General features: G+C 67.3%; 13 protein-coding genes. 8 read left to right on the forward strand and 5 right to left on the reverse strand.

What is annotated here, in order from left to right:
* Positions 1 to 19: 19 nt before the first annotated feature.
* The 5 genes from CSV86_RS10765 to CSV86_RS10785 form a co-directional block, all read right to left on the reverse strand.
* Positions 20 to 1,051: an LLM class flavin-dependent oxidoreductase gene (locus tag CSV86_RS10765; RefSeq protein WP_009406955.1), complete on the reverse strand. Its 1,032-nt coding sequence runs from the start codon at positions 1,049 to 1,051 to the stop codon at positions 20 to 22.
* On the reverse strand, positions 1,048 to 2,052 hold the full coding sequence (locus tag CSV86_RS10770; RefSeq protein WP_009406956.1) for an LLM class flavin-dependent oxidoreductase: 1,005 nt from the start codon (positions 2,050 to 2,052) through the stop codon (positions 1,048 to 1,050). Before CSV86_RS10770 ends, CSV86_RS10765 begins: the two co-directional genes overlap by 4 nt.
* Entirely contained in the window at positions 2,049 to 2,990 is a 942-nt protein-coding gene (locus CSV86_RS10775) for a 5'/3'-nucleotidase SurE (RefSeq protein ID WP_009406957.1), read from the reverse strand. Before CSV86_RS10775 ends, CSV86_RS10770 begins: the two co-directional genes overlap by 4 nt.
* On the reverse strand, positions 2,987 to 4,330 hold the full coding sequence (locus CSV86_RS10780; RefSeq protein ID WP_009406958.1) for an LLM class flavin-dependent oxidoreductase: 1,344 nt from the start codon (positions 4,328 to 4,330) through the stop codon (positions 2,987 to 2,989). Before CSV86_RS10780 ends, CSV86_RS10775 begins: the two co-directional genes overlap by 4 nt.
* A gap of 62 nt (positions 4,331 to 4,392) precedes the next feature.
* Positions 4,393 to 6,804 carry a TonB-dependent receptor plug domain-containing protein gene (locus CSV86_RS10785; RefSeq protein ID WP_009406959.1) on the reverse strand — a complete coding sequence of 804 codons (2,412 nt, stop codon included), beginning with the start codon at positions 6,802 to 6,804 and terminating at the stop codon, positions 4,393 to 4,395.
* A 348-nt stretch (positions 6,805 to 7,152) separates the two neighbouring features.
* Between CSV86_RS10785 and CSV86_RS10790 the strand changes: the two genes are divergently transcribed.
* From CSV86_RS10790 to CSV86_RS10825, 8 genes are all read left to right on the forward strand, one after another.
* Positions 7,153 to 8,307 (forward strand): P1 family peptidase, encoded by a 1,155-nt coding sequence (locus CSV86_RS10790; protein WP_170394575.1) that lies wholly within the window; start codon positions 7,153 to 7,155, stop codon positions 8,305 to 8,307.
* A gap of 42 nt (positions 8,308 to 8,349) precedes the next feature.
* On the forward strand, positions 8,350 to 9,486 hold the full coding sequence (locus CSV86_RS31860; protein WP_170394578.1) for a hypothetical protein: 1,137 nt from the start codon (positions 8,350 to 8,352) through the stop codon (positions 9,484 to 9,486).
* Positions 9,487 to 9,840: 354 nt separating this feature from the next.
* The gene (locus CSV86_RS10800; RefSeq protein ID WP_051032739.1) at positions 9,841 to 11,370 is read left to right on the forward strand and encodes an ABC transporter substrate-binding protein; all 1,530 of its coding nucleotides are present in this window, start codon (positions 9,841 to 9,843) and stop codon (positions 11,368 to 11,370) included.
* Entirely contained in the window at positions 11,367 to 12,359 is a 993-nt protein-coding gene (locus CSV86_RS10805) for an ABC transporter permease (RefSeq protein ID WP_009406963.1), read from the forward strand. Before CSV86_RS10800 ends, CSV86_RS10805 begins: the two co-directional genes overlap by 4 nt.
* Complete coding sequence (locus CSV86_RS10810; protein WP_009406969.1) at positions 12,356 to 13,204, forward strand: ABC transporter permease; 849 nt, start codon at positions 12,356 to 12,358, stop codon at positions 13,202 to 13,204. The genes CSV86_RS10805 and CSV86_RS10810 overlap by 4 nt, the downstream gene beginning before the upstream one ends.
* Positions 13,201 to 14,820, forward strand: a complete 1,620-nt coding sequence (locus CSV86_RS10815; protein ID WP_009406971.1) for a dipeptide ABC transporter ATP-binding protein — start codon at positions 13,201 to 13,203, stop codon at positions 14,818 to 14,820. Before CSV86_RS10810 ends, CSV86_RS10815 begins: the two co-directional genes overlap by 4 nt.
* A complete protein-coding gene (locus CSV86_RS10820; protein ID WP_009406972.1) occupies positions 14,814 to 16,025 on the forward strand; it encodes an LLM class flavin-dependent oxidoreductase in 1,212 nt (403 codons plus the stop codon). The genes CSV86_RS10815 and CSV86_RS10820 overlap by 7 nt, the downstream gene beginning before the upstream one ends.
* The gene (locus tag CSV86_RS10825; RefSeq protein ID WP_009406974.1) at positions 16,018 to 16,866 is read left to right on the forward strand and encodes an alpha/beta fold hydrolase; all 849 of its coding nucleotides are present in this window, start codon (positions 16,018 to 16,020) and stop codon (positions 16,864 to 16,866) included. Before CSV86_RS10820 ends, CSV86_RS10825 begins: the two co-directional genes overlap by 8 nt.
* Positions 16,867 to 17,034: the final 168 nt, after the last annotated feature.

Genomic DNA, 17,034 nt, shown 5'->3' on the forward strand with positions numbered 1-17,034 from the left:
GAGAACAGGGGAAGTGCCATCATCTCACCGCTGCCCCCGGCTGGACAGGCCGCGGCTGCCAGCCGAGGGCCGGGGCGATGGTCTCGGCGACGATGCGCAGGCGGCGCAGGACCTGCTCCTGGCTGGAGCTCTCGGCCTGGACCACCACGATCAGATAGTCTGCGTAGGGTAGCACCGAGGGATCCTCGCGCAGGCCACGGATCACCTCGTCGGGATGGCCGTGATGAACATTGAGCAGGCGCAGGTGTTCTTCCAGGTCGATAGCCTGTTCGATCAGGCCCTCCCGCTGCAGCCGCGGTACATGGCGCTCGATATCCACCGCCAGCTCGGCCTGGGCGCTGGCGCGGTCGGCGGCGGGGAAGACCGCGCGAACCACGCCGATCCGCGGGGGCTCCGTCGGGTGGTCCCAGGCCTTGAGATAGGCCTCGGCCAGGGGCTTCTGCACCGTCAGTGGATCATGGGTCGCGGTGCCGAGGAGAAATCCGTTGCCCTGGCTGGCGGTATAGCGCGCGCCGTCCAGGCTGCCGTGGGAATGCCAGAGCCGACGGGCCAGGCCGGGGGCGGGCGGTTGCAGGGTCAGAGCGCTGCCGGGGAACAGCGCGTCACCGTTGAGCAGCCCCTGCAGGCGTTGCTGGTCCTCGATGAAGCGTTGCTGGCGTTGCCCGGCGTCCCGTGCGAACGCTGAAAAACCGTCCAGGTTGGCACCGCCGCTGCCCAGGCCCAGTTGCACCCGGCCGCCGCTGAGCTGGTCGAGCACGCTGGCATCCTCGGCCAGGCGTACCGGGTCCTCGAAGGGCAGCACGGTCACCGCCGTACCCAGCTCGATATGCCGGGTGCGCTCGGCCACGGCGGCCAGGGCCAGCAACGGCGAGGGCAGGCGGCCGAAGCCGTTGCTCAGGTGGTGCTGGGCAATCCAGCCGCCATCGAAGCCCAGGGTTTCGGCGACTTCGAACTGCTCCAGCAGGTCACGGTAGGTCTGTTGCGCATCTTCGCCGAAGGCATGGGTGAGAAAGCCCAGCTTGAACGGCGGGCGGGACGTGGTAGTGCTCATGACAGGGAAAACTCCTTGGCGGTTCTGGCCACGGCGGGGCGCCAGCCCAGGGCCGGGGCCACCTCTTCGGCGATGATCTGCAGCGCGCGGATGGCGTCGCCCAGCGGCGTGCTGGCGCTCTGCACCTGGACGATCAGGTGATCGTGGCGGCCCAGCTGCGGGCCGCTGCCCAGGCCCTCGACGATCGCTGCGGGCGCGCCGTGAAGCACGCCGAGGCGTTGCAGGATGTCGTCGAAGTCGCCGTCCAGCGGCCCCTGGTAGACACCGATGCTTTTCTGCCGTGCGAGGTAGCGCTGGATGTCTTCGCGCAAGCCCGGGGTGTGGGCCAGCGGAAACACGCCCTGGACCCGGGCGATGCGCGCCGGGGTGCCGTTGTCGCCGGTCCAGGCGTCGCGGTAGCGCTGGACCAGCTCGACGCCGGCCTGGGCCGGCAGGTGCGGGTTGGGGGCCATGATCAGGCCGTTGCCGCGGGCCGCCACCAGCTCCACCCGCGAGGTGGCTTCCCAGAGGCGCCCGCCCAGGCCCGGGACCTGTGGTTGCAGACGCAGCCCGTCATGATTCAGGGGGCCGTTGCCAAGGGCGGTCTGCAGCCGTTGCAGGTTGTTCTCGTAGTCGCGATGGCGCTGTTCGTGGGCAAGGCCGAAGGCGTTGAAGGTGTCCGGGTCGAAACCCGCCCCCAGCCCCAGTTCCAGGCGCCCGTTGCTCAGCAGGTCGAGCACCGCGGCGTCTTCCGCCAGACGCAGGGCCGGCTCCTGGGGCAGGACGATGATCCCGGTGCCCAGGCCGATGCGCCGGGTACGCTGGGCAATCGCCGAGAGCAATACCAGCGGCGAAGGCAGGCGGCCCTGCTCGCTGGCGAAGTGGTGCTGGGCCACCCAGCCGCTGTCGAAGCCCAGTGCCTCGGCGGCTTCGAACAGTTCCAGGGTTTCCCGGTAGACCCGGGGGTTGTACTCGGTCCGGTACACCCGGCTGAGAAAGCCGAGGGAGAATCCGCCACTCATGGTCGTGTGTCCTCGCTGATCAGGGGCAGGGCGGCCAGGGCACGGGCGGCGCCGGCCTGGTCGCTGGATTGCAACTGGCCGTTGAACGGGCTGATGGTCAGGTAACCCCTGGCCAGCCACACCGCTTCGTCGTCCTGCTGCGCCGGGGTCGCCGGGGCGCTGCGCTGGAAGCTGATGCCCGGCTTGCCGGCCTGGGCCGGGAACAGCGGACCGAGGTCGTCGGTGTACAGGGTGTCGAAGCCGACGTAGCTGCCGATGCGGGTCAGGCGCACGCCCTTGAGCGCGGTGTTGTCGGCTGGGAAGTTGATGTTCAGGCCGAGGCCGGCCGGCAACAGCCTGCCATCGGGCTGGCGATGCCGGTCGAGGGCTTCCACCAGCGTCAGCACCTGACGGGCGATGCGTTGCGGGTCCTTGTCCTTGAGGTCGGTACTCACCGCCAGGGTCGGATAGCCGGCGCGCACGGCGAAGCCGGCGGCATTGAAGGTGCCCGATGCGCTGTTGATGGCGCCGACGTTGTTGCCGGGGTTGGGCCCTACGATCACCAGGTCCGGGTTCGGCTGGATCTTCTTGAGGCCCATCAACAGCGCCATGACTGGTGTACCGCTGATCTCGATCTGCACCGCCTGGCCGGCGCAGGCCGGGCTGCTGCACACGCCGCTTTCATGGGTGCTGATGTAGTAGCTGTCGGGGTAGGCCGGATCGCTGTCCCGTCCCACCCGGACTTCGCGGCCGTAGAGGAAGGCGCCGCCCCGCGCACTCTGTTCGCTTTGTGGCGCGGCGATCCTCACCTCGTGCCCGGCTGCCTTAAGGGTGGTGTAGAGCGCGCGGATGTTCGGATGCTGGTAGCCGTCGTCGTTGCTCAGCAGGATATTCAGGGCAAACGCCGGGGCTGCGGCCAGGCAGCCCAGGGTCAGGAGCAGGCCGGGCAATGTCTTCATGCGCGGGCCTCCTGCCTGGCGCTGAAGCGGTTGGCCGGACGCGGCAGGCCGAGGTTCTCGCGCAGGGTGCGGCCCTCGTACTCGTGGCGGAACAGCCCACGCGCCTGCAGCAGGGGGATCACCCGGTCGACGAAGGTGTCGATGGAACCGGGGAAATACGGGAAGAACACATTGAACCCGTCGCAGGCACGTCCCTGGAACCAGGCCTCGAAGGTGTCGGCGATGTCCTCCGGCGTACCGATCACCGGATTGCCCCCGGCCAGGCGCAGGTACAGCTGGCGGATACTCAGGTTGTCGCGTCGGGCCACTTCCAGCACCTGGTCGCGACGGCTGCCACGCTGTCCCACCGGGGTGTCCGGCAACGGGCCGTCGAGGTCGTGGCCGGACAGGTCGATATCCTCGCCCAGGGTGTCGGCCAGCAGACGCAGGCCCAATACCGGGTCGATCAGCGCCTGGAATTCGTCGAACAGGGCCTGGGCCTGCTCGCGGGTCTCGCCGATGAAGGGGGTAACGCCGGGGAGGATCTTGATATGGTCCGGGTCGCGACCGAGGGCGGCGGCGCGCTGCTTGATGTCCTGGTAGAAGGCCTGTGCCGCCGGCAGTTCGTGGTGCGAGGCGAAGATCACTTCGGCGACCCGTGCCGCCAGGGCCTTGCCCGGCTCCGAGGCACCGGCCTGGACCAGCACCGGATGGCCCTGGGGCGGTCGGGCCACGTTCAGCGGGCCGCGCACGGCGAAGTGCTTGCCGCGGTGGTTCAGGGTATGCAGCTTGTCCGGGTCGAAGTACTGGCCGCTGGCCTTGTCCCGCGGGAAGGCATCGTCGTCCCAGCTGTCCCACAGGCCCTTGACCACATCGTGGAACTCCTCGGCGCGCTGGTAGCGGTCGGCGTGCTCGATATGGCTTTCGCGACCGAAGTTCCAGGCTTCGTCGGAAACCACCGAGGTCACCAGGTTCCATGCCGCACGGCCCTTGGACAGGTGATCGAGGGAAGCGAACTTGCGGGCGATATGGTACGGCTCGTTATAGCTGGTGGTGGCGGTGGCGATCAGGCCGATGTGCTCGGTGACCGCCGCCAGCGCGGCCATCAGGGTCAGCGGCTCGAAATGCTCGCCGCGGGCGGTACGGCTCAGGGCGTCGAGGTGATGGCCCCAGAGGGCGACCACATCGGCGACGAACAGCGCGTCGAAGCGACCGCGCTCGGCACTGCGGGCTATGGCCTTGAAGTGCTCGAAGTCCAGGCTGGCATCGGCCTGGGCCAGGGGGTGGCGCCAGGCGGCGACATGGTGACCGCTGTTGGCGAGAAACGCCCCCAGCTTGAGTTGATCGGTGCGACGGGTCATGGAAAGGGCTCCCGTAGGTCAGGCGAAAGCCCTGCCAGCCACGCGGCTGGCAGGGCCGCGGGTCAGAAGTTGTAGCTCAAGCCGGTGTACCAGTAGCCGCCGGTGGTGCCGTAGGGCGAGAAGTTGCCATAAGGAAAGCCGCCCGAGCTGCTCGCCAGGTGGGTGCGTTCCGGGTACTTGTTGAACAGGTTGTTGGCCCCGGCGGTGAGGGTCAGGTCCTTGGTCAAGTGGTAGTCCAGGTTGAGGTCGGTGATCCAGGCCGGGGAGAAGGTGCGGTCGTAGGTCTCCAGGGTGCCGTACTGGGTGTACTCGCCGTAGCGGGTCAGGTTCAGGCTCAGCTCAAGTTGCTGGAACGACCAGGTAGCACCGAGCAGCAGCTTGGATTCCGGCAGGCCGTGCTTGAGGTTGCCTTGGCGCTGGCGGTCGTAGCCGCCGGTCGGGCCGAGGGCTTGCCGGGCCACGGAGGAGGCGTGGATATCGTCGATCTCGGTGGTGTTCCAGTTGAAGCCCAGGTTGTAGCGCACGCCGCCCCAGGCGCCGAGGTCCTGGCGATAGTCGCCGACCAGGTCGATGCCGCGGGTGGTGGTGTCCAGGGCGTTGGTGAAGTAGGTCACCGACTGGTTGGTGGCCAGGCCAGCGGCAGCGAGGATCGCATCGATCTGCGGGGTGCCGCCGAGGTAGCCGGTTTGGGCGATGCGGTCCTTGATCTTGATCTGGTACGCGTCGAGGGTGATCGAAGTGTTGTCGCTCGGTTGCAGGGTCAGGCCGAGGCTGACGTTGGTGGATTTCTCCGGCTTCAGCGTGGTGGCGCCAAGGGCCTTGGCCACGGCTGAATCCACCGCGACGTTGCGGTAGTCGATCAGGTTGCCGTTGACGTTGCTCTGGGACGTCGAGCTATAGATCTGCTGGGCGAGGGACGGCGCGCGGAAGCCGGTGCTGAAGGTCCCGCGCACGGCGAGGATCGGGGTCAGCTGGTAGCGGGTCGAGAACTTGCCGTTGCTGGTGGTACCGGAGCCATCGTTGTAGTCCTCGTAGCGCCCGGCCAGGTCCACATGCCACTTCTCGGTGAGGTCCTGGCCGATTTCCGCGTAGGCGCCGAGGCTGGTGCGGCCTTTTTCCGCGGCATCGGCCGGTGTGGTGCCGGCGCCGGAAATGGTCCCCGGGGCGATCGGGTTGCCACTGGCCCCGGTAGTGAAGGGGCCGCTGGCATAGGAGGCATAATCGCCCTTGCCGATCTTGTAGTTCTCGTAGCGCTGCTCCAGGCCCCAGGAAACCTGGGTAGGCCTGGCCAGGCCAAGGTCGAAGGCGCGGGTCAGGTCGAGGTTGTTGGTCCACTGGCTGAAGGTCTTCACCCCGGTGTCCACCGAGGTGGGCGAGCTGGCGCCATAGCTGAGGTTGTAGGTGTGGCGCAGGGTCGCCTCGGCGTGATCCTGGCCGTAGGTGGTAGAGAGGTCGTAGTCCCAGCCCAGCGCCGTACCCTTGCCACCGAAGGCGACCTGGAAGTCGTTTTCGATAAAGCGCAGGGTGTCTTCCACGCCTTCCGGGAAGGGCGTGGCGATGCCGTCGAAGCTGGCCGGCTGGTGGAAGGCCAGGGGTTTTTCGGAATTGCGCCGGGTGTAGGTGGAGAAGGAATACAGGCTCAGGCTGTCGTTGACCGGCAGTTCGGCGTTGTAGCCGAGGCTGAAGTTGCGTGCTTCCGGAAGGCCGGTGCCGTAGTAGGTGTGCTGCAGGCTGGTGTTGCCGGCGCTGTCGGTGTAGGGCGCCTTGTCGGAGCGGTCGGAGACCTTCTGCTGCTTGACGTCCAGGGCCAGGTTGATGAACCCGTCGTTGGGCAGGGCCAGGCCGACGTTGCCGGTTTGGCGGTTGGTCTCGCCGTCACCGTTTTCGTAGTTCTGCCCGTAGGTGGTGGAGACACTGCCGCCGTGGTCGGTCTGCTTGAGCACGATGTTCACCACGCCACCGATGGCGTCGGAGCCGTACTGGGCCGAGGCGCCGTCGCGCAGGACTTCGACATGGTCCACCAGGGCGGTGGGGATCATGTCCAGGTCTACCGGCTGCGAGCCGGAGTTGAGGTAGGTGCCGTTGTTGAGCAGGGCGCTGTTGTGCCGACGCTTGCCATTGACCAGCACCAGCACCTGGTCGCCGTTGAGGCCGCGCAGGCTGATGGGGCGAACCACCGAGGTCGAGCCGAAGCCGGACGAGGCCGGCTGGTTGAGGGAGGGCAGCACGCGACTCAGGGCCCGGGTCAGGTCGCCCTGGCCGGTAGCGAGCAGTTGTTTCGACGAGATCACATCGACTGGCGCCGGGCTTTCCGCCAGGGTCCTGGCTTGGCCGCGGTTGCCGATGACCACCACGGTGTCCAGCGGGTTGTCGGCGGCCAGCACCGGTAGCGCTTCGGCCAGGGCGAGGAACAGCAGGCTGTAGGCGAAGGCTTTGCGAGGGGGCCGCAAGGCCGTGCGGATCGAGGAACGCATAGGGAGCTTACTCCGGAAAGGTCGGTAGAAGGTCGGCTTGTTGGGGCAAGCTCTGGTGGAGGGGGCTGAGCAAGGCCTGTGCCAGGCGTGAAAAGTCTTTTAAAACAGTGGGTTGGAGATTGGTGGTGCAGTTGGCTGGTGTTTTTTCAGCGATACCGGGGGCAGGCTGCTGGTTTTTCTACAGTCGGGACGGCGGTGGCCCTGCCGCTCCAATCGCTGGCAAGTCAACGCTGCGGACCCTGTGGGAGCTGGCTTGCCAGCGATAAAGCCCTGAAAACCAACATCAATCGTCGGCCTGGCACATCACTTGCTGACCACCCCGTACCACGACCTATCAGGATTACCCGCATGCCGCTCCCCGGTCCCCGCAACGCCCTTACCGATATTCCCGGCCTGACTGTCGGCCATGCCACCGATCCTCGGGTCGATACTGGCGTCACGGTGATCCGCGCCGCCCGCGTTTGCACCGCCAGCGTCGATATCCGCGGCGGCGGGCCCGGTGGGCGCGAGTCGTCGGCGCTGGAGCCGGAGAACATGGTCGGCCAGTTGCATGCCCTGGTCTTTGCCGGTGGTTCGGTATTCGGCCTGGGCGCTGCCGATGCGGTGGCGGCGGCCCTGTCCGCCGAGGGCGTCGGCTTGCACCTGAAGGCCGGTGCCCCGGCGATCCCCATCGTGCCCTCGGCCGTGCTGCATGACCTGGCCAACGGTGGCGATAAGCAATGGGGCCTGGAGCCGCCGTACCGGCGCCTGGGCTTCGAGGCCCTGGCCAATGCCGGCACGGAAATCACCCAGGGCGCGGTCGGTGCCGGACGCGGGGCCATGGCCGGGGTGCTCAAGGGCGGGCTGGGCACGGCCTCGCTGGACCTTGGCGACGGCCTGCTGGTCGCCGCGCTGGTAGTGGCCAATCCCATTGGCTCGGTGTACATGCCCGATGGCCGCACGTTCTGGGCCTGGCCTTGGGAGATTGCCGGGGAATTCGGTGGGGTGCGGCCGGCCGGCGACCAGGATTGCAGCGACCCGATCCCCGAGCTGTCGCGCCTGGACTCGATGGGGCGCTTGCAGGCCGGTGCCAATACCACCCTGGTAGTGGTTGCGAGCACCGCACAATTGAGCACCGCCGAGTGCAAGCGCGTGGCGATCATGGCCCAGGACGGCATTGCCCGGGCGGTGCGGCCGGCGCATCTGCCCTTCGATGGCGATACGGTGTTCGCCTTGGCCACCGGGGCCGTGGAACTGGGTAGTGGCGCCCGGCGCCAGGTCAGCATCGGCAGCATCGGTTCCGCTGCCGCCGATTGCGTGGCCCGGGCTATCGCCCGGGTGTGCACGCTGCGCGCGGTTGAGCAGCACCTGTTCGACCCGCTGCCGGGCCTGCTGTGCCAGCACCGGCAGGCTCAGCTCGGCATACACCCGTTGCAGATGGCGGTTGCTCGGCACGTCCAGGCCATCATAGCGACGGCGCAGTTCCAGCAACTGCTGGGCGACCGCCCAATCCCCGCTGCGTAGCCGCGCATCCAGTTCGATCTGGGCGAACAGGTCGCGCTGGGCGTGGCTGCCGCCGATCTCGTTCAGGCGCGGCAGGCTGCCGGCAAGCAGGCGTGCAGCGCGCGCGTGATCGCCGCGGGCATGGGCCAGCAGGCCTTCGGCCAGTGGCAGGGTGACCTCGGCCCAGACGGCGCGACTGAAGTCCGGGGCCTGGCGGCTGCGTTCGACCAGGGCGGCGAACAGCAGGTCCGCTTCGAGCTTGTCGGCACGCGCCAGGCCGTACAGGTATTGCAGGCTGAGGAACGGCTGCACGGTGTCGCCCCGGCGCAGTTGCAGATAGGGCGCCAGCGCCTGCCAGCGCGCTCCGACGTCGATTCCGGCGATCTCCAGGCGGGCCAGCAGCGAGACCGCACCGACCTGGTCCTGGGAATACTCTGGCAGGATCCCCCACACGTGCCGGTCGTAGATCTCCAGCACCCGCGCCTCGTCGCCGCGGGCCAGGTGGAACAGCGCCAGGTGCCACCAGTTGTGGGTGTACATGAAGGAGTTCAGGCCTTCCCAGTGCCCGCTGACCTCCTGCAGGAAGGCGATGCCTTCCTCGATCCGGCCTGCGGTGAGCATCACGTGGGCCAGGGCGTGCTGGGCCCAGGGCTCGTCGGCCTGGATCGCCAGGGCTTGGCGCGCGCTGGCTTCGGCCTCTTCCAGCAGGTGGCATTGCTCGTAGGCGAAGGCCAGCATGGCGTGGCTCTGGGCAATCTCCGGGGCCGCGGCGACGGCCTTGAGGGCGATGCGCAGCAAGGCCGGCCAGTTGCCGCGGTTGAATTCGATGTACTGGGTCAGCTTGGCGGCGAACAGGTCGCGGGGATAGGTGTCGAGAAGCTGCTTGCCCAGGCCCAGGACCCGGTCCAGGTCATCGTCGATCCAGGCGTCCAGCAAAGCCAGGTAGAGCGCGGCCCGGGGGTGGGGCGTGGCGACCGCAGCGGCGCGCTGCCGGTATTTCCCGGCCAGCAGCGGGCCTTCGGGAGATTCGCTGAACATCAGCAGGATCCCGGCCAGGGCGTTGCTCAGTGCAGATTGCGGATGGCGATCGGCGGTGGGCAGGATGGCTTCGGCGCGAGGATGGTAGCCGATGAAACCGCCGATGAAGTCGTCCAGTCCCTGGCGAGCATGCTGGTCGTCGGTGTCGAGGGGGTTGCCTAGGTAGTCGTGGGGCATGGGAGCAGTCCGCTAAAAGGTCGAATGAGCACAGGGGCGTGGCGTTGACCAATGCAGGGCAAACCCTGTGCCAGCGTCGTGCGGCCCCTGAAACCGGGCCATGGCCTCGATCGCGCTGCTGCTTTTTCCACATTCCCGTCAGCGGTCTGCGGCTTTTTCACCAGCCAGGGCCTTTGTTCCTGTGCTTGGCCCCCGTATCCACGGTGCGCCAGGGCCATGGCATAGCGCTTGCAAAATCCCCGGCAGACCATTTGCCAAGGAGTCACCATGCCTGCGCCCCAACACCCCCCGCGTCACGCTCTGAAAAGGCTGGGACTCGCCGTGCTCACCTGCGTCGCAATGTTCGGCAGCACCGTCCAGGCCGCGCCGCAGGATGGCGGCATCCTCAACCTGATCGCCCAGCCCGAGCCGCCCTCCCTGATGCACGGGGTGGTCACCCATGTGTCCACCCAGTACGTCAGCGGCAAGGTCCTGCAAGGGCTGCTGACTTTCGATACCGACCTCAAGCCGCAACCGGTCCTGGCAAAAAGCTGGAGCGTGTCGCCTGACGGCCTGACCTACACGTTCGACCTGCAACCAGGCGTGACCTGGCACGACGGCAAGCCATTCACCGAGCAGGACGTGCTGTTCAGCTTCAACACTTTCTATCCGGAGGTGGACAAGCGCTTCGGCTCGATCTTCGAACAGTTCGTCGCCGCCATCGATTCGAGCAAGCCGCTGCAGGTCAGCTTCCACCTGAAGAAACCCTTCGCGCCGCTGCTCTCGTCCCTGGGCAGCGGGCTGCGGCCGGTCGTGCCGAAGCACCTGTACGAGGGCAGTGATCTGCGCGCCAACCCCTACAACCTCAAGCCGGTCGGCACCGGGCCCTTCGTCTTCCAGGAGTGGAAACGCGGCGCCTACATCAAGCTGGCGAAGAACCCGCACTACTGGAAACAGGGCCTGCCGCACCTGGACGGGGTGGTCTTCCATGTGATTCCCGACGGTTCGTCCCGCTCCGCCGCCTTCGAGCGCAACGACGTGCAGGTGCTGCGCGCCGGCGATGCCGACTACTCCGATCTCAAGCGCCTCGGCGCGTTGCCTGACGTGGTGGCCTCGGAGCAGGGCTACGAACTGTATGCCGGGCTGGCCTTCCTGCAGATCAATACGCGCAAGCCACCCCTGGATAACCCGAAGGTGCGTCAGGCCATCCTCACGGCGCTGAACCGCCAGTTCATCGTCGACAACATTTTCTTCGGTGCCGGACGGGTGTCCCAGGGGCCGTTCGTGTCCAGCACGCCGTATCACGACCCGCAACTGCCGCAGTATGCCTACGACCTGAAGAAGGCCAAGGCGCTGATCGCCGAGTCCGGGGTGGACGTCGGCGCAGTGCGCATCCGCCTGCTCAACGGCGAGAAGGGCGGCGCCTGGGAGCGCCTGGCCGAATACACCAAGCAGGCCTTGCAGCCATTGGGCTTCAAGGTCCAGGTGGTTACCTCGGACGCCGCCACCTGGTTCCAGCGGGTCAGCGACTGGGACTTCGACCTGACCTACAACTTCATCTTCCAGATCGGCGATCCGTACCTGACCAACGCCTACCTCTACCGCTCCGACTACATCCTCAAGACGTCGCCCTTCGCCAATGTCAGCGGCTACAACAATCCCGAGGCCGATCGCCTGTGGAACCAGGTCGTCGACACCGCCGAAGGTCCGCAGCGGCAGAAACTCTACAGCGAACTGGAAAACCTGCTGAACCAGGACCTGCCGATCGCACCGATCTTCGAGATGCGCTATCCGACCCTGTACCACAAGCAGGTGCACAACCTGTTGCGCACCGCCACCAGCCTTAACGAAGACTACGAGAGCGTCTACCTCGACGCACCGACGCCATGAATGGCCTGGTGTCCCTCGGTACGCGCCTGGGGCGTGCCGGCCTGATGGTGTTCGGCGTGCTGGTCCTGAGCTTCCTGTTGATCCGCCTGGCACCGGGTGATCCGGCGCTGCTGATGGCCGGTGAGGCCGGGGTCGATGATCCGGTCTTTATCGCCAACCTGCGCCAGCAGATGGGCCTTGACCAGCCGCTGCTCCAGCAGTTGCTGCTCTACCTCGGCCAGGTGGCGCACCTGGACCTGGGCTACTCCTACCGCAACCAGACCAGTGTCTGGTCGCTGCTGGCCGAGCGACTGCCGGCGACCCTGAGCCTGATGGGCTCGGCCTTTGTGCTCTCGTCACTCCTGGGCGTCACGCTCGGGGTGATCGCCGCCCGTGCGCGGCAGCGCCGGCACTGGCTGGACGGGGTGATTTCCCAGGGTGCGCTGCTGCTCTACGCCGTGCCGACCTTCTGGCTGGCGATGCTGCTGATCCTGCTGTTCTCGGTGCACCTTGACTGGCTGCCGGCCTTTGGCATGGAAAGCGTCGCCCGCGACCTGCACGGCGCGGCCTGGCTGGGCGACCGCCTGAAGCATCTGCTGCTGCCGTGCCTGTCCCTGAGCTTCCTGTTCCTGGCCTTGTATATCCACCTGACCCGCGCCGCGACCCTCGAAGCCCTGCAGCAGGAGTATGTCCATACCGCCCGGGCCAAGGGCCTGCGCCCGCGGCGCATCCTGTTCGGCCATGTGCTGCGCAATGCCTTGCTGCCGGTGGTGACCTTCGCCGGGCTGCAACTGGGCCAGTTGGCCAGCGGTGCCTTGCTGGTGGAGGTGGTGTATTCCTGGCCCGGTATCGGCCGGCTGATGTACGACGCCCTGGCGCAACGGGACTACGGCGTGCTGATGGGCGGCTTCCTGCTGATCTCGCTATTGGTGGTGGGCTTCAACCTGCTCACCGATCTTCTGTGCCGCTGGCTGGACCCGCGAATCGGTGCTGGAGGGCAGGGCACATGAATGTTGCGTCTCCATGGCGACGTTTTCTCGCCCAGCGCTCGGCGTTGCTCGGGCTGATCTGGTTGCTGCTCCTGGGGTTGCTGGCCCTGGCGGCGCCGTGGCTCAGCCAGGGCGACCCCTGGGAAATGGCCGCGCAACCGCTGCTTGGGCCCCTGCAGGATGGCAACCACTGGCTGGGCACCGACCTGCTCGGCCGCGACCTCGGCGCCGGCCTGCTGTATGGCGCCCGGGTATCCCTGGCGGTGGCGCTGCTCGCCAGCCTGGCGACCCTCCTTGCCGGCCTGCTGATCGGTGCCGTCGCTGGTTATTTCGGCGGTTGGCTGGACGGGTTGCTGATGCGCATTGCCGAGTTCTTCCAGATCATTCCGCAACTGGTGCTGGCGGTGATCCTGGTGGCGATCCTCGAGCCGTCGCTGTACTCCATTGTCCTCGCCATCGCCCTGGTGGCCTGGCCGGCGGTGGCGCGCCTGGTGCGCGCCGAGTTCCTCAGCCTGCGCCAGCGCGAGTTCGTCCAGGCCGCCCGGGTGCTTGGGCAATCGCCGCTGGCCATTGTCTTCCGGCAGATCCTGCCCAATGCCCTGGCTCCGTTGCTGGTGACCCTGACCTTTGTCATGGCCACGGCGATCCTCACCGAGGCGGCGCTTGCCTTCCTCGGCCTCGGCGATCCGGAGGCGATGAGCTGGGGCTACATGATCAATGCGTCCCGTGGCCTGCTGCGCGAGGCGTGGTGGATGAGCCTGCTGCCGGGCCTGGCGATCCTGTTTTGCGTGCTGGCGGTCAACCGCGTCGGCGAAGGCCTGCGGGTCGCCTTCGATGCGGCTCGCCGGCCAGGAGATTCCCTATGAGCGCGTTATTGAACATCGAACACCTGCGCATCGCCTTGCCGGCCGGTGCCGACCGCAGCCATGCGCTGCATGACCTGTCCCTGACCCTGGAGGCCGGGCAATGCCTGTGCGTTGTGGGCGAGTCCGGTTCGGGCAAGTCCATGCTGGCCAAGGCCCTGCTGCGCCTGCTGCCGGCTGGCCCGCAGGTCGAGGCCGGGCATATCCGCTTTCGTGGCGAAGACCTGGCCGGGCTGGGTGAAGAGGCCATGCGCCAGTTGCGCGGCCGAACGGTCAGCATGGTTTTCCAGGAACCGATGAGTGCGCTCAATCCGCTGCTCAGCGTCGGCCGGCAGATCGAGGAAACGCTGCAGGCCCATGGTGTCAGGAACAGGGGCCAACGGCGCCAGCGGATTCTCGATCTGCTCGGCTATGTCGGCCTGCCCGATCCGGGGCGCCTGCAACATGCACTGCCGTTCGAACTGTCCGGCGGCCAGCGCCAGCGGGTGGTGATCGCCATGGCCCTGGCCTTCGATCCGCTGCTGTTGATCGCCGATGAGCCGACCTCGGCGCTGGATGTCACTACCCAGGCGCAAATCCTCGCGCTGCTGCGGCGGATCCAGCGGGAAAAGGGCATGGCCATGCTGTTCATCACCCATGATTTCGCGGTGGTCGAGGCCATTGCCGACCGTGTGCTGGTCCTGGAAAAGGGCCATTTGGTGGAGCAGGGCACGGTACAGCAGGTATTGCAGCAGCCACAGCAGGATTACACCCGGCAATTGCTCGCGGCGGCCAGCGCCAGCGCCCTGCATCCGCGCCCGACGCTGGACGGGCGCGAGGCGGTGCTGGAGGCGCGCCAGTTAGCCAAAAGCTACAACCGCCGCAGCGGCTGGTGGGGACGGCGCAGTACGCGAGCACTGGACCAGGTCGACCTGCGCCTGGCCGAAGGCGAGACCCTGGGGATCGTCGGTGAGTCGGGGTCGGGCAAGTCCACCCTGGGCCAGGCCCTGGTGCGCTTGCTTGCGGTGGATAGCGGCAGCATCCGCTGGCAGGGGCGCGAGGTGGCCGGTTTGTCCGAGTCTCGCCTGCGCGGTTTGCGCGGCGCGGTGCAGATGATCTTCCAGGATCCGTTCGCCTCGTTGAATCCACGCCAGCGCATCGAGACCCAGCTTATGACCGGGCCGCTGGCCCAGGGCGTCGAGCGCGAGGAGGCAGCACGGCGGGCGCGGGAGGTGCTGGAACTGGTGGGCTTGCCGGCCACGGCCCTGCAGCGTTTCCCCCATGAATTTTCCGGAGGCCAGCGCCAGCGCATCGGTATTGCCCGGGCCCTCGCGGTGCAGCCAAGGATCCTGATCGCCGATGAATGCGTTTCGGCCCTGGACGCGTTGATCCAGGTGCAGATCCTGGAATTGCTGGAGTCGCTGCAGCGGCGTCTGAAGCTGAGCATCGTGTTCATCACCCACGACCTGCGGGTGGCCGCGCGGTTGTGTGACCGCATCGCCGTGATGAAAGGCGGCCAGGTGGTGGAGGCCGGCGAGACGGCGCAGGTGCTGGAGCGGCCGCAGCATCCCTACACCCGCAGCCTGCTTGGCGGCTTCAAGCGCAGCCCGGCGTCGCTGGCGGAGGTGGCAGCATGCTGAGCCTCAATGCCTTCCTCATGGCCACCGGTCATCATGTGGCCGGCTGGCGTCATCCCGATGCCCAGGCCGATGGCGGCCTGGATTTCCAGCATTACCGGCAACTGGCGCAGACCGCCGAGCGCGGTTGTTTCGATGCGATCTTCCTGTCCGACACCCTGGCCATGCTGCCCGGCAGGCTCGAGGCCCTGGGCCGGATGTCGCGCACCGAGCATTTCGAACCGCTGACCTTGCTGGCCGGGCTGGCAGCGGTCACCGAGCGGATCGGCCTGGTGGCCACCGCGACCACGTCCTACAACAGTGTCGACAGCGTGGCCCGCGCCTTCACTTCGCTGGAGCGCCTGAGTGGCGGGCGCACGGGCTGGAACCTGGTGACCTCGAGCAATGCCGGGGAGGCCTTCAATTTCGGCCGGGAAACCCATTTCGAACATGCCCGGCGCTATGTACTGGCGCGGGGTTTCCTTGAACGGGTCAGGGCGCGCTGGGCGGCCAGCGGTGTGGCGCCGGTGCAGGTCCTGGCTGGCGCCTCGAAGGCCGGCTGCGAGCTGGCGGCGGCCCATGCGGAAATGGTCTTTACCGCCCAGCCCGAGCTGGCCGGGGCCAAGGCGTTCTATCGCGAGCTGAAAAGCCTGTTGCCGCGCTACGGGCGTCACCCGGATCAACTGAAGATCATGCCGGGTGTGTTGCCCATCGTGGCCGACAGCAACGCCGAGGCCGAGGCCCAGTTCGAACAACTGCAGGCGCTGGTGCAGCCCGAGGTGGGGTTGTCGTTGCTGGCGGATATCGCGGGCGGTACCGATCTGTCCGGGTATGCGCTCGACGGTCCGCTGCCGGAGCTGCCGGGGACCAATTCCGGGGTCAGCCGGCGCGACCTGCTGATCGCCGTGGCCCGCCGGGAAGGCCTGAGCATCCGCCAGCTGTACCTGCGCATGGCAGCCGCGCGCGGGCATCTGGTGGTGATTGGCGATGCGCAGCGAATCGCCGACTGCCTTGAGCAGTGGTACGTCGAGGGGGCAGCGGATGGCTTCAATGTCATGCCGCCGTACCTGCCTGGCGGGCTGGACGCCTTCGTCGAGCGAGTGGTTCCCGAGTTGCAGCGCCGTGGATTGTTCCGCCGCAGTTACCAGGGGCGGACCCTGCGTGATCACCTGGGGCTTTCCCGCCCCGTTCCTTCGCAATCAAACGAGGTACTGACGGCCCATGGCTGACTTTTCCCAATTGCCGCGGGTGCGCGGTGAACGCCTGGAGATCCGGCCGGGCCGCTATCTGAGCGTGGCCCGCCAGGCCGGCGGCGATACCGTAGTGTTCTTCGGGCATGGCGGCGGTGGCAACAAGGATCAATGGCGCGAACTGTGGCAGGCCCTGGGCGCGCGGGGCTACAGCCTGGTGGCCTGGGACCTGCTGGGGCATGGCGCCAGTGACCGGCCCGGCGCTGCCCGGGCCTACGCCTGGGACGAGCTGGTGGCGGATGAACTGGAAATCCTGCGGCGATTTGGCGGGGCGCGCAATGTCATCGTTGCCCATTCATTCGGCACCGGGCTGGCCCTGAGCGCACTGTTGGCGAGGCCTGCGGTAAGCATCGATGCCGCCCTCCTGCTGGGCAGCCAGTTGCACCGGCCGTTGAAGCGCAAGGGCCTGCTGAACCTGCCGGTATGGATCCTGGAATGGTTGAGGCCGCGCCTGGCCCGGGGCTTCCGCGAGGCGGCCTGGCATCCCGAGGCAGACCCGGCGCTGGTGGACTATGAAGACAGGTTGGCCCAGGGCAACTCGTTGCACGTGTTCAAGGCCCTGGTTGCCCATGCGCAATGGCCGAACGCCGGGGCGCTGGCACGATTGGAGGTACCGATCTCGGTGCTGGCCGGCAACCGCGACGGCCTGACTCCGGCAAGCGGCGGCGAGGAACTGGCCCGGCAGTTGCCCCGGGCGCAGTTCCAGGTGCTGGAGCGGTGCGGGCATCAGCTGATGCTGGAGAAACCGGAGGAGGTGCTGGCGGCGTTCGAGGCGCTGGTGGCGGGGTTGGGGACGGTTGAGCCAGCGTCGGTGATCTAGGTGACACTGGCTCCTGTGGCGGCTGCGAGGTGCCCGTCAGAGAACCGTGTTATGGCCACCAGGCGCAATCCGACAGATCTTCAGCGTCCTTGAGATCGAGCGCCGCCCGCGCGGCGCATCGCTGGCAAGCCAGCTCCCACATTCTTACCTCAAAAGATGTGTAGATAC

Source organism: Pseudomonas bharatica CSV86, assembly GCF_000319305.2.
Classification (GTDB): domain Bacteria; phylum Pseudomonadota; class Gammaproteobacteria; order Pseudomonadales; family Pseudomonadaceae; genus Aquipseudomonas; species Aquipseudomonas bharatica.